Annotated in this window: 10 protein-coding genes; 4 read left to right on the top strand and 6 right to left on the bottom strand. The window is 54.2% G+C overall.

Annotated features, from left to right (window positions below):
* Positions 1 to 53: 53 nt before the first annotated feature.
* Positions 54 to 2,147 carry a hypothetical protein gene (locus NTX59_04250; protein MCX5784878.1) on the top strand — a complete coding sequence of 698 codons (2,094 nt, stop codon included), beginning with the start codon at positions 54 to 56 and terminating at the stop codon, positions 2,145 to 2,147.
* A 9-nt stretch (positions 2,148 to 2,156) separates the two neighbouring features.
* Here NTX59_04250 and NTX59_04245 read toward each other — a convergent pair whose 3' ends face one another.
* The 6 genes from NTX59_04245 to tdh form a co-directional block, all read right to left on the bottom strand.
* Positions 2,157 to 3,821, bottom strand: a complete 1,665-nt coding sequence (locus NTX59_04245; GenBank protein ID MCX5784877.1) for a tetratricopeptide repeat protein — start codon at positions 3,819 to 3,821, stop codon at positions 2,157 to 2,159.
* 122 nt (positions 3,822 to 3,943) lie between these two features.
* Positions 3,944 to 5,257 carry a hypothetical protein gene (locus NTX59_04240; protein MCX5784876.1) on the bottom strand — a complete coding sequence of 438 codons (1,314 nt, stop codon included), beginning with the start codon at positions 5,255 to 5,257 and terminating at the stop codon, positions 3,944 to 3,946.
* A 322-nt stretch (positions 5,258 to 5,579) separates the two neighbouring features.
* Positions 5,580 to 6,098 (bottom strand): hypothetical protein, encoded by a 519-nt coding sequence (locus tag NTX59_04235; GenBank protein ID MCX5784875.1) that lies wholly within the window; start codon positions 6,096 to 6,098, stop codon positions 5,580 to 5,582.
* 140 nt (positions 6,099 to 6,238) lie between these two features.
* Positions 6,239 to 7,510 carry a hypothetical protein gene (locus tag NTX59_04230; GenBank protein MCX5784874.1) on the bottom strand — a complete coding sequence of 424 codons (1,272 nt, stop codon included), beginning with the start codon at positions 7,508 to 7,510 and terminating at the stop codon, positions 6,239 to 6,241.
* Positions 7,511 to 8,008, bottom strand: coding sequence for a flavin reductase (locus tag NTX59_04225; GenBank protein ID MCX5784873.1), 498 nt, complete (start codon positions 8,006 to 8,008; stop codon positions 7,511 to 7,513).
* 33 nt (positions 8,009 to 8,041) lie between these two features.
* The gene (gene tdh, locus NTX59_04220) at positions 8,042 to 9,073 is read right to left on the bottom strand and encodes an L-threonine 3-dehydrogenase (GenBank protein MCX5784872.1); all 1,032 of its coding nucleotides are present in this window, start codon (positions 9,071 to 9,073) and stop codon (positions 8,042 to 8,044) included.
* Positions 9,074 to 9,334: 261 nt separating this feature from the next.
* Between tdh and NTX59_04215 the strand changes: the two genes are divergently transcribed.
* The 3 genes from NTX59_04215 (at position 9,335) to NTX59_04205 (ending at position 12,792) form a co-directional block, all read left to right on the top strand.
* Positions 9,335 to 11,005 carry a hypothetical protein gene (locus tag NTX59_04215; protein ID MCX5784871.1) on the top strand — a complete coding sequence of 557 codons (1,671 nt, stop codon included), beginning with the start codon at positions 9,335 to 9,337 and terminating at the stop codon, positions 11,003 to 11,005.
* Between the two features lie 30 nt (positions 11,006 to 11,035).
* Positions 11,036 to 11,995 (top strand): tetratricopeptide repeat protein, encoded by a 960-nt coding sequence (locus NTX59_04210; protein ID MCX5784870.1) that lies wholly within the window; start codon positions 11,036 to 11,038, stop codon positions 11,993 to 11,995.
* Between the two features lie 176 nt (positions 11,996 to 12,171).
* On the top strand, positions 12,172 to 12,792 hold the full coding sequence (locus NTX59_04205; GenBank protein MCX5784869.1) for an NAAT family transporter: 621 nt from the start codon (positions 12,172 to 12,174) through the stop codon (positions 12,790 to 12,792).
* Positions 12,793 to 12,797 lie beyond the last annotated feature (5 nt).

Raw genomic sequence — 12,797 nt, 5'->3', positions numbered from 1 at the left:
AAATGGATGCCTGGCCCGCTTCTTTCGGCCGTGGCAAGTGAAAGGAAATTCGATTGGATCCTCGCAAGACGGAAAAGATAAAGGCTTCCGGTCACGGGTCAAGGCCGGCCCTCCCAGGCCGGGTGGCCTTGTGGCTGGAAGGCGGGAAGTGGAGAGCCGCGGCCCTGCTCGCGGCGTTCACCTGGCTTCTCTGGGGCAGAACGCTCGGATTTGCGCTGCACCACTGGGATGATTCGGTTTATCTTTTTGAGGATTCCCGGCTTGATGGGCTGACGCTCGCCCATCTACGGGATATCTTCACCCGGCCTTTTTTTGCCAATTACCATCCGGTCACAACTCTCACCTATTTATTCGACCGATCCGTTTGGGGGCAATGGATCCCGGGCTGCCATATCACCCAGCTTGTTTTTTACGCCGCCGGGGTGATCCTGGCCTACGAACTCTTTCGCCGGGTACTGGGCGATAGATTCTGGGCGCTGATGGGGGCGGCCATCTTTTCAGCCCATACCCTGCATGTTGAGCCGGTCGCCTGGCTGGCCTGCCGTAAAGACGTCGTTTGCATGGTCTTCTACGCCGCGGCTTTGATCGCGTACAAACGCTACGCCGATATCCGCGAGAACTCACGCAAAACCGGCCAGGCGTGGCCTTTTAGAGAGTACCTTTTCGTGATGTTTTGGACATGCCTTGCCCTGGGAGCCAAGGGGTATGCGGCGGTTCTCCCCTTAGTCTTTCTCGCCTACGATCTCTGCTTTTTTCCCCGCGTCGGCTGGCGCGGGTACCTTGACAAAATACCGCTGCTCGGCCTGGCCGCGGGACTCGTGCTGATGACCGTCGGAGCCCAGGAGGGCAGCGGCGCCCTGCTTAAAGATATGAGTGTGCTGGGAGGGCTTACGGCCTCCGGCCGGATCGAAGTGCTCCTCAAAATTTTCGCGCTCTACGCGGCCCGCTCTCTGGCCCCGCTCGCGCTGAATGCCAAATATATGGTCTCCTCGCAGGGATGGTATCCGCAATGGGTGGCGCTGCTGGGACTGGCCCTGCTCGGCGCGCTCGTTTCCTGGTTTATACTGCTTCGGAAACGCGCTCCCGCAGCGGCCTACTCCTTCGCTTTGTTCGGCCTGCCTCTCGCCACCACGATGAACACTTTTTTTACTCTCCGCATCTGGATGACCGATCGGTATCTGTTTTTACCGACGCTGGGCAGTTGCCTTCTCCTCGTCTGGGCCGGCAAAACGCTTCAGGAAAAATGGCCGGATCGGAAACGAACCCGCCGGGTCACGGCAGGGGTTTTTATCGTTCTGACGATGTATTGCGGTTTAACACTGGCGAGAATAAATGTGTGGAGTTCCCTAGTTTTGCTCCGGTCCGATACTTTAAGAAAGAACGTGTCCTTTCTTTCCGGCGACGGCCCCGTTAGCGCCGAAGAATTCTTGAGGAAAGCGTGGGGCCGGGCGGTCGCGCTGCCCATTCTGGATATGCTCGAAGAATTGGCCGTCGCCTACGATAGGGAGGGGCGCCCGGGCGATGCCCGGCCCTTTAGAGAAATTCTGAGACAGGTGGGACGGGAAGGCGTCAGTACGGCATCGAACGCCATTGATGAGGGACGGCCGCAGGATGCCGTCGGCCCGCTGAGCGCGATAGTGGAGAAGGGCGAGTGGGAAGCGCCGGCGGCGGCAAAAGGTCTCGGCGACGCTTACAGCAGGATGAACAAACCCGAAAAAGCCCGGAATTGGTACCATCGGTCGTTCGAGCTCTATAAGAAACACGGACTATCGGGGGGACCTTCCCTGGTGGGAGAGATGACATTGGAGTTTAACTTGCGTAATTTTCCCCGCATGATTGAAGTCCTCAGGCTTCTGCAAAAGGAATCTCCGGGCGATCCGCGCGGGTTATTTTTCGAAGGCCGCGCGCTGGAAGAGATGGGCCAGGCCGGCCAGGCTTATCTAAAATACGAGTTAGTGGAAAAAATGCCCGATTCCGCCTTTCTGGACACTCAACTGAGCCCGGGCGATGTTCAGCGTCAAATGGGCATCACCGCCCAGAAACTGGGCAAAACCGAAGAGATGCGGAAGCATTTTCTGGAATGCCTGCGGCTTAATCCCCGTGACCCGGACCGTGAAACCATTGAACGGCTTTTAAAGGCATTGTAAACCGCGGCTTTATTTCAGCTTTCCCAAAGCGTTCCGTTTACTTTCAGCGGCCGCGGAAAAAGCCGGAGATATTGCGAGCGCGCGGTCATAATCCCTGATGGCGGCGGCATATTCCCCTTTCAGGAAATAGGCGTTGCCCCTGTTAAAGAACATTAGAGCCGAGCCCGGATTGTTCCGGATAGCCGCGCCGCAGTCCGAGATAGCTTTGTCAAATTCCCTCATGTGCACAAAAATTCCGGCCCGATTGCTCAACGCCTTCCAGTCGTCCGGACGCAGTTCAATGCACCGGTTAAGATCCGCCAGCGCGTCCTGATACCGCCCCGCCGCCCTGTGCGCGTCGGACAGGGCGCGATACGCCGCGGCCTCGCGGGGATATTTTTTCAGCACGTCATTGCACAGCGAAAAAGTATTCCTCCAGACCGCGGCCCTCTCGAACGAAGCGACCCCCAGAATGGCGCAATGCGCGGCCACAATAACCGCAAGCACCCGCCCGGGAGAAAAAAGCCTTTTCAGCCGGTTCTTCTCAAAGCCGCCACTGTAAGCCGCGCCGCGGCTTTGACTGAAAATTTCATATAACCGTAGCGCCAGAAAGCTGTAAATAAAAAAAAGCCCTGCCGCCGGAACATACCCGTAACGGTCAGCCGGCGGGAAAATCAAAAGGGCGGGAAAGATAGTTATCAGAAAAAACCCCAGGCAAAACACAGCGGCTTTCGCCGCCCCGCCTCTTTCAGGCCCGCGTAAAATACGCCAGGCGCAGTAAAGGGCGGAAACCGCGGCAAAAAGCAGGAAGAACCAGCCTGCCGGCGCGGCCGGCAAAGCCGGCGGCGGATACATGGCGGAAAGATTTACCGGCGCCACGAATTTCCCCAGGTAAAAAAGGAGACTCTCCCCTCCCCCCGCCGCATAACTTGACAGATTAAAAACCCCGGAGCCGGAACCCAGAAGAAAACCGGATGGAGCCCAGGAAAGCAGAAAAAGAGAAAATGCCGCTAAAAAATATGGAACTTTTTCAAACAGCAGAACCGCGCTAAAGACGCGTTTCCGGTAATAATCCGCCAGAGGGAGCGCAAAGGCAAGCATCAAGGCGAAAGGCTTTGAAAGGACGGCCAGGATAAAACAAAAAAGAGAGAGAATAAAAAATCTGTTCTTTCCCGTGTCAATGTATTTTAAATAGCAGCTTAAGGTCCAGAAAGCAAAAAACCCCCACAAAAGCTCTTTGCGCCCGGAAATCCAGGCCACCGGTTCAACCTGAACCGGATGAACGCCGAACAGCAGCGCGCCCAGAAAAGCCGCCTCCCTGCGCCAGCCGAGCAGTAAAAACAGGTAAAAAACCGACGCGCAGTTGGCAAGGTGAAGCGCGAGGCTTGTGATATGATAAGGCAGCGGATTAAGGCCGAAAAGGAAGAACTCCGCCTTATAGATCAGGGTGACGACAGGATGGTAATAACCCGGGGAGAAAGCAAGCGCGTCAAGCCATGAGCCGCGAAGCGCCGTATTTGACAGAACATACTGCACATCATCGTAGTCCACGAACCCGTTATTCAGGACCGGGAACAGCGCTGCAAGAACGAGCAGGCATAACAGCGCCGGCAGCGGAATTTTTTCGGCAAAAACGCAGATCTTCCGGAAAAATTTAATTTTGGACGAGCCGCATGCGGCATTTGTAAGAGACATAAGCTTGATGCGCTGATACGGAACCGGGTTTATTATAAATTGCGCTATACAAAAGTTATTATCTTTGCAAAAAGCGATCCACTACGTGTATAGTAGCAAAAGTGGAGGCGTTTTCATGAATTTTATCCCCCCATGACCGGCGGTTTTTCGGGCAGGCAGGAAGCCGGGTACTTGTTTGTTTTAGCCGCCGGCCGGAAGCGGGTCTGCAGCCTCTGATCATTATCTCTTTGCGCAGCCGCCATGATCATCAGCAAATAGATAGGTTCCAACGGTACCCCGTGTCGCCCGCTGCGACTGCCTCCGAGGTTCGTCAGCAGAATATGCACGGTAGCGATGAACAGAAGGTAAATGGCTAACGGCGACCGATTCTTCCAGACAGCCAACAGCCCCAGGCAAAATGCGGCCACGGGCAGGTATTCTTCTACCCACGTCAGCGGCCACAAAACATGGGCAAGATAGCCGCGTTTTTCGTAAGGGTAAGAAGACAATTGTTCAGCCCGCGCAAGGTACCGGCCGGGAGATTCGCGGGAAATCTGAAGCATTTGATCGATCTCGGGATGAGCCGAGGAAAACCCCATATAGCGTTTAAGACTTTCTTCGGAATTATATAAAATGGATAAACGGCCGGGTGGTCTTTTGCCGCTTTCCAGAATAAACCAGATGAAATGCACAACCTGGTCCCGGAGAAACTTAAACGGGTGGCCGGCGATTGCCTTAACCGCCAAATCCCTGAGAATTCGCTCCCGCTGTGCCGGCGGGCACCCGGATCGGTCTATAATTGCCAGGTAATCTTCTCCGCTGTACGTCATCCAGTCTGCTTCCCTGCTTCCAACTGCGGCTCCTGGCGTTCCCGGCCTCAGCGTAGTGCGCAGGGCGCTTATTTGTGCGGATCCCTGGCCGGGTTCCAGCAAATAGGCGTTATTAACAAAAAGCGCATAACTTCCAAATTGTGTAAATCCCCAGAACCCGAAATGTTTAAGGTTTACGGCGCACCAGGAGAGCGACAGAAACATCACTGGAACGACCCAGAGTGTAAGCGCCCGGATAGTTCTCTTTCCCATTCTTGTCGTAAGAATACCCGCAGGAATAGCGACCAGGAGACCAGTTCCGATGGGGCGGACAAACGCCGCCAGTACGGACAGGATCCCTGCAGCGACCCACGTCCGATTCGCCGCCGCGGACTTACTTGCCGTTGCGATGGAAAATACCAGACACACCTCGATAAACGAGTAAAGCGTTTCGGTCAGGAGCTGCTGGGCGGACGCAAGCGGGCGGGGGAGCAGGGCCGTCAGCGTTCCGATAAAGATCGCCAGGAGATACGAAGGGCGTATGAACCGATAAGAGATCAGGGCCGTTATACATCCGGTTAAAATAAGAAGAGCGTGCTGAAAGATCGTTACGGCCGGCAACCAGCGGAAAACGTTCAGGATCGTCAAGAGGAAAAGGGAATAACCGGGGGTTCGGATTGACGTTAATGCGAACCTTCCATGAAATATACTCTCCAAGACAGGCGCGAGATACCCTTCGGAGTCAGGAAACAATTCAGGGTCGGGAGCCGCTCTTAGAAGTTGGTAATGCACGTAAGCGACAACCAGGACGGATATCGCCAGAGCTGCCAGAGCGAACCTTTTGCCGCGCTTCATGGATTTATCTGTAGGCAACATAAGGGCCGCTATTGTAAGTTTCACCCTGCAGGATTGAGATCTGGAATTCCTTATAGCCGATGGCTTGCGGCTTATGGCGCGGGCAGCATGCGGCTTATTTACTGATATACTCAAGGCTTTCTTTGCCTTCGTTGATCAGGGGCAGGGGCGTATCCCAGACTCCAAGCGACAATACATCCCTGAAAAACACTTTTTTATCTTTTTCGCTTATTTTGGACCATTGCGGCGACGCGCCTTTAAATGAAGCGTTAAGCAGAGCGTCCCGTAAATTTTCGTCAAGATCCCGTTCAAAATCATCCACCAGCGGCGAAAGGGAAAGCCGCAGGCGTTTTTTGTACTCAGCCGGCGGTCCGCCGGCGCCGGCCCCCAAAGCCCCGGCTGGAGCGGACTGCTCCAACCGTTCTTTGGCGATAAACACCCGCCAGGGATTGGTTTTAAAGCCGTAATATTTAAGCCTGGTATTTTCCGTTATGTCCCAGGAAGAAGCGCTCTTAAAGAGGTAATACAGAGTTTTTACGCCGGGCCTGAAACCGCGCAAATCGGAAAAATCCCACCTCAGGGAATAATCCAGCGCCACCCTTGAATCGCGGGCGTCCTTTGATATATTAAGCATAAGCGGGCTTTCATCAGGCCGGGCGGATGGAGCCTTTACAGCGGCGGTCGAGACCACATTCTCATTTTGGCCATGAAGTAAAATTTTAAAGGAAAATAAAAAAACGCCCGCTAAAAGAGTTTTACCTGACCGCCTCATTTTCAGAAGCCTTCTTTCGCGTAGCGCTCAAGAAGTTCGCGCGCGATCCTGTTGTCCGGGTTGAATTTGACCGCAGAATCCAGCGCCTCTTTAAGGTCCTTTTCCATGCGCGCTTTTCGCCTGGGATCGGGTTTTCCCACGGCGCCAAAGGCGGAAATGACAGCCGCCCTGAGCGCGTAGATCTCGCTCATGAATTTATCGGCGCCCACAAAAGGCATGCGGTTGCCTTTTTCCAGCCCAGCCGCTATAACCTGAGAACTTCCCTGATACGCTTTTAAAAGAAGCGCCCGCGCGGCCGGGCGGTTTTCATTTACTATGGCAAGGCTCGCCCCTTCCTGGAAATCCGCCTCCACCTGCTGCTTGCGCGCGTCGATAAAATCCGGATAATTGCCGAGCGCCCCCTGATAAAAAGCCCTGGCCCGGGGGTAGTCTTTATTAACCAGCGCTTTATTGCCTTCCACCGTAAGTTCAAGCGCTTTTTTGAACCCCGCGTCCCGCGCCAGCTGGTCCACCGTATTTTTTATCTTTTCAGCCTCCGCGCTGTTTTTAAGGGCATCCGCCGAAGTGATCTCGGCGGAAGAAAGGATATTTGGCGGAGCGTTTTTTTTAAGTTCCGGGGACTCGGCCTCCTCTTTTTCAAGCCCGGTTTTAAGCGCCTTTATCTTTTCAATGACCGCAACATAGTGGGAGGCGTTCCTTTCCAGGCGCTCGGCGTCTTTATTAAGGGCCAGGAATCCGTCCGCTTCAAGCCAGGAGGCAAGCGCCGAGTAGCAGCTCAGCAAAAGCAGGCGGGAATTGTAGAGCGCGGAAGGCGTGACACCGGCCTGTCGCGGGCTTATGGCGCTTTCCGCGACTGTGCCGGAAGACGAGCGGGTTTCAAGCAAAAGGGAAAGCTCCCTTATGGAAGGCACATCGCCCCTTTCGCCCAGAACTGTTATAAGGGCCATGGCTGCCTGCCAGTTGTCCGCGCTGGCCTTTACGGTTTTTTTTAGTATCGCGGTTTCAAATTCGCCGCCGCGTTCAAAGCCGCTTTTGTAGGCATTCTCACTCAACTCTTCAAGCAGGGCCAGCGCCCTTTCCGAATCCGGCGCTTTGGAAAGGGCTTTATCTATAAAACCGTATGCCTCTTCAATATCGGCCGGAGCGGCGCTTTTTTCAGAGATGATCTTTTCCGCCTTTGAAAGATAATACACCGCGGCCTTTTCCCGGGCAAGGCCGCAGGCGGATAAAGAAACCATAAGCGAAATTAAAAATGTTTTTTTCAGCAGTTCCATTCAGGCCTTCCGGATTTTAATTATTTCGCCGAAATAAAGCGTATGCGAGTCGCCGGCGGGATAATATTGTTTCCTTATCTCCCTCGGCAGAGCCGAGGACGGCATTTCGGCCCTGGAAAGAATTTCGCACTCATAAGAGAGCGCCGCGCCTTCTATAAGCTTAACGCCCGGCTTTGAGCCGTCTCTGGTTTTAAACGCGCAGGCGCGCAGTTTGTCATGTTCCCGGCCCGACTTTGAGCCGCAAAAAGCAAGTTCCTTTTTCCAGGCGCCGGCTGCCGGAACGCAAACCGCGAAATAGCGCGCATTCTCAAGAAGCTCATGCGTATAGCGGGAAGGGCGAACCAGCACGGTCATTACGGGCCTGCCCCAGATAACGCCTGTTTGCGCCCAGCCGATGGTCATGACGTTGAGGCGCTTCTTGTCATCCAAAACCACGAGAAGCGCCCCCGAGCCTTTAAGCGCTTCGCAGAGCTTGTCAAAACCGCAATGATAATCCATTATTCAGTCTCGCGACAGCTTTGAGCCGACGGCTCAAAGCTTGCTCCAGTCTAAAATTATCTTCCCTGAATCGCCTGAGGCCATAATATCAAAGCCTTCCTTGAAGCGCTCCACCGGAAAGCGGTGGGTGATTATGGGTTTGATATCAAGCCCGCTTTGAAGCATGGCGCACATCTTATACCAGGTCTCGAACATTTCTCTGCCATAAATACATTTCATCAGCAGGGCCTTGAAAATAACGGTTCCCCAGGGGATGGTGGTATTAGGCGGCAATATGCCGAGCAGCCCGATTTTGGCCCCCATTTTGACAGAGGCTATCATATCGTTGAAAGCCGAGGGACTGCCGGACATTTCAAGGCCGACATCAAAGCCCTCCGTCATTTTAAGGCGCCGCATAACATCCGGGAGTTTCTCTTTGCGCACATCCACCACATTTTTTACGCCCAGTTTTTTTGCCAGCTCAAGGCGGTAATCGTTCAGGTCGGTTATAACCACATGGCGCGCGCCCACATGCATGGCAATGGCGGCGCCCATTATGCCTATGGGGCCCGCTCCGGTGATCAGAACATCCTCCCCCACCAGGTCGAAAGAAAGCGCCGTATGCACGGCGTTGCCGAGGGGATCGAGTATTGAAGCCTCGTCGTCTGAAATATCGTCCGGAAGCGGGAAAACATTTTCGGCCGGCATGGACAGATACTCCGCGAAAGCGCCGGGGCGGTTAACGCCAACACCTCTGGTATTTATGCACAAATGCCTGTGGCCGGCCTTGCAGTTGCGGCAATGGCCGCAGACTATGTGTCCCTCGCCCGAAACCCGCTCGCCGATAGTGTGTCCTTTAACATTTTTTCCCAGCGCCTCTATTACGCCCACGAATTCGTGCCCCACGTGCATGGGGACAGGTATGGTTTTCTGGGCCCAGTCGTTCCACTGGTAAATATGTATATCGGTGCCGCAGATAGCGGTCTGTTTTATTTTTATCAGGACTTCGTTGTCCCCCGGCTCCGGTTTAGGGACATCTTCAAGCCAAAGACCTTTTTCACGATATTTTTTAACGATAGCTTTCATAATTTCTCCCAAAAAACGTTAATTCGGGGCAGCGGACCGCATATTTCTGAAACTCACAGCCCGATTCACATTATACCGCTTATAAATTCCGCCTTACAAATCCGCATGGCGATTCCAGAAAAAGCAATTGCCGCGGCCTACTTGTAACATAGGCCCTTTTTCCGGGATTTATTACCCTTTAGTCTCTTTTACTTTTCTGTCGCGCGCGGTATACTTTGTATATAAGAACGGATTTCCGGTTTACGAAGACAAGGAAAAACCATGAAAAAAACCATCGTATTGACTATAATCCTGTCCGGAGTTTGCTATAACCTCCCGTGCGATGCTTCGGAATCGGCGAAGCGGACCTCTTTCAATATCCTGGCCGGAAGTACAGCGGGAACGGAAATAGTAAATTATCCTTCCCCCGTAGCGGACCGTCCTTTCGCCGACATTCTCGTTGAATTGGGGCTCAGGAATATAAGCGTGCTGGTTTCCCATGAAGAAGCGGCTAGCCAGGAGAATGCGGCCGGCGGCGCGATAAGGTTCAGGGCCGCCCTTAAAAATTCGCTCGCCAAACTGATCGCTGAAGCCGGGGCCGGGGACGCACGCAAAGTGGACGGCGCCGGCACGACTGTGAGCCTCCTGGGACTGGATGAAAACGCCGACAGGGGCGAGAGCGCCGCGGCCAACTGGGTGTTTTACCTGTATTCCCCGGAACGGGCCGACAACGGACTTTTTGTAATAGTGGACAGGAAGGGAGAAAAACAGACTTATGTTTACCCCGCCTCGGTTTCGCATTATTCTGATGCCGTCCCCGGGCCGTCCGTCTCCGGGCAAGTCAATTCCGCCTCGTATAATTCACTGCTGGCCGGCAATCCTTTCGGCGCCAGGGGCGCAGGCGACGGCGCCGTGGAAGCCGTGCTCCCCGGCTCCATTGGTAATTTACCGCGGGCCGACAATCCCTCCGGCGCCCGGGGCATAGGCAGCGGCGCCGCGGAAGCCGGCCCCCCCGGTTCCCTACAGGATATCAGGCACCAGGCTGAGATGTATTACACCAACTACGGAGCGAACCTCACCTTCGTGGGTTATGACAGCTGGCCGGATAAATTCCCGGTATATGGAGCTTTTGCCAAACCTTACAGCGAATATATAAAGAACGCCAGGAAGATAGACGGGCTCAGGATCAGCGTGCGCGAAGCCTGGGAAATGATAAACGGCAATATTACGCAGCAGGAGGCCCAGGCCATTCTTGCGAACATGCAGAGGATGGGCCGCGAGTACAACACACTTGTGGGGGAATGCATAAAATACGTGCGGGACGGCCAGGTGCTTTACGCCCAGGGCAAGGCCACTTTTCCGTCTCTGCTTTACAATATACAGATCCTTAAAGGCACCCGGCGCATAGAGCTCTATGACGACAAAGGTCAGAAGATCTCTAAAAAAACGACCTGTTCCAAGTGGAGCGATAAGCAGACCTGGAGCTGGGGAAAAATGGGCTATGTGACGGTAAAAGACTGCGCTGTCTGGAACACCGAGGCGGTGTATGGGACAGTTCCGGATTACAGTCTGGGATACGGAACCGACGGCGATCAGGTTCTTCCTCACCGGGCGCGAATGATGGACACCCCGCCGACCCCCGCTTTCCCCGAGGTCTTTCTCCAGGAGAGCATAAAAAGAGACCAGTATGATATGGAAGTCACCGTTACCTGCACATTGAATGACAAGAGCGGAACATGGCTTATATCGGGAGCCAGAATGCGCAAAGGGATGTCCGGCAGTTCGGATTCGCTCGGGGGATCCGCCGGTGTGAGCGGGAAAGTCGGGATCATAGTGGAAGGCGGCTTCTCCGTCAATTTAAACTATGGCCACACCTGGAGCCATTTCCAGTTCGGCCAGATGGTGAACTATAACGGCATGATCGGGAAGCCGTGCTTTGAGATAAAGCAATAAGCGCGCGATGCCATACGCGGGAGGACACATATGACTACCTTTAAGCGCGCGGCTTTGCTCCTGCTTTGTTTCTCCTTCCTTGCCCCTGCTTCCGGCGCCGCGCCTGCCGGGAAGACGGGGACGAAACCTGAATATCTTAACTGGCTGGAAGCGGCCCGGAACGGAGAGCCGGAAAAAGAATATCCGGCCGGGCTGGCTTTTTATCAGGGCATAGGCGGCGCCCCCAGGGATTATGGAAAGGCTCTGGAGTGGTTCAGCCGGGCGGCGGGCCATGGCAATTACGCCGCCTGCGTGAGGCTGGGGGATATGTACGCCCTGGGGCAGGGCGCGGAAAAAGACGAAAAAAAGGCTTTTGACTGGTATCTGAAGGCGGCCAATTCCGGCAACTCCGAGGGCATGGAAAAACTGGCGGACGCCTATCTGAACGGAAAAAGCCTTGGCGAAAACTACGCCGAGGCGGCAAAATGGTACGCCAAAGCGGCGGAAGCCTCCTCCCTTCCAGACCCGGCATTCAAACTCGCGAGATTATATTACCTTGGCGGTCCAGGCCTGAACAGGGACGAGGAAAAGGCCCTGCAGCTATTCCTGAAAGCCTTTGAGTTCGGCCAACCGGACGCGGCGTATTACATCTCCGGCATATATGAAGTCCGCGGGGAATACGCCAAAGCCGGAGACTGGCTTTTAAAAGGCTCGGAAAAAGGCTCCGCCATCGCCATGTTCTACCTGGCGAAAGCGCATCTGGGGATAGAAGAGTATAATGGGAAAAGACTGGTTCCGCCAGACGCGGCGCAGGCTTACAAATGGCTCTATGTGCTTACCAGAAAGGAATACCAGCCCAGGTTCGACGAACTCCTGAAAAAGACGGCCTCCAAACTGAACAAATCGGAACGGAAAAAAGCTGAAACCGAAGCAGCCCCTCTCATTTCCCGGCTGGTCGGAAAAACGGAGCTTAAAAGCACCGTAAACGCCCGGAAAGCGCATACGCGCTGACGGCGGACGGCTTGGCCCGACAAATTCAGTTGATTTTTCCCCTTCGCAGCAGTTTCACTCTTACTAGCTCCCCTGGATTTTACTCTTTTTATCCGCGAAATAACGATATACCCAAACGAACCCCGGAGTTTATCTGCCGGTCTTTTTTTAATATACTATTTGCCGTTATGACCGTAATGGAATTCACTCTTATGAGCGCGGGCTCGCTGTTCGCCATAGTAAACCCCCTGGCGGCGGTGCCGGCCTTTTTGGCCATGACCCCCACTAACACGGAGACGGAGCGCCTTAGAATGGCGCGCACCGCCTGCCTTACGGCCACAGGGGTGCTTGCGGTTTTTGCGGCCACGGGCAACAGGCTGTTCGGGATTTTCGGCATAACGCTGGCCGCTTTCCAGCTGGCGGGAGGGCTTTTGCTTCTTTTAGTGGCTTTGGACAGTTTGCGCGCCAAGCGTTCGGAAGTGCAGGAAACCGAGGAGGAAAAAAACGAGGGTATAGCCAAGGACGACATTTCCATAACCCCGCTCGCCATACCCATGCTGTCCGGCCCCGGCGCCATTACCACGGCTATCCTGCTTGAGTCAAAAGCCAAAAATTTAGCCTACGACCTGATACTTTTTACTCTGTTCGCCGTTATCGGTCTTGTGAGCTATTACACTTTTTATTTTTCGGTAAAAAAAGCAAAAAAAATAAACCCCATCGCCATGAACATCACCACCCGCCTGATGGGGCTTATACTCGCGGCTACGGCCGTGCAGTTTATGCTGGACGGGATAAAAAAATCATTTTTCGGGGATTAGGGCAC

The organism is Elusimicrobiota bacterium (assembly GCA_026388155.1).
Taxonomy (GTDB): Bacteria; Elusimicrobiota; Elusimicrobia; order Elusimicrobiales; family UBA9959; genus UBA9634.
Note: the sequence above shows the minus strand (reverse complement) of the source record. Positions and strands in the feature narration are given on the sequence as shown.

Bases quoted from the DNA above. Each gene is read 5' to 3' on its own strand.
- NTX59_04235 (MCX5784875.1), bottom strand. From the start codon at position 6,098: ATGCTTAATATATCAAAGGACGCCCGCGATTCAAGGGTGGCGCTGGAT.
- NTX59_04225 (MCX5784873.1), bottom strand. From the start codon at position 8,008: ATGGATTATCATTGCGGTTTTGACAAGCTCTGCGAAGCGCTTAAAGGC.
- tdh (MCX5784872.1), bottom strand. From the start codon at position 9,073: ATGAAAGCTATCGTTAAAAAATATCGTGAAAAAGGTCTTTGGCTTGAA.
- NTX59_04205 (MCX5784869.1), top strand. From the start codon at position 12,172: ATGGAATTCACTCTTATGAGCGCGGGCTCGCTGTTCGCCATAGTAAAC.
- NTX59_04230 (MCX5784874.1), bottom strand. From the start codon at position 7,510: ATGGAACTGCTGAAAAAAACATTTTTAATTTCGCTTATGGTTTCTTTA.
- NTX59_04210 (MCX5784870.1), top strand. From the start codon at position 11,036: ATGACTACCTTTAAGCGCGCGGCTTTGCTCCTGCTTTGTTTCTCCTTC.
- NTX59_04245 (MCX5784877.1), bottom strand. From the start codon at position 3,821: ATGTCTCTTACAAATGCCGCATGCGGCTCGTCCAAAATTAAATTTTTC.
- NTX59_04215 (MCX5784871.1), top strand. From the start codon at position 9,335: ATGAAAAAAACCATCGTATTGACTATAATCCTGTCCGGAGTTTGCTAT.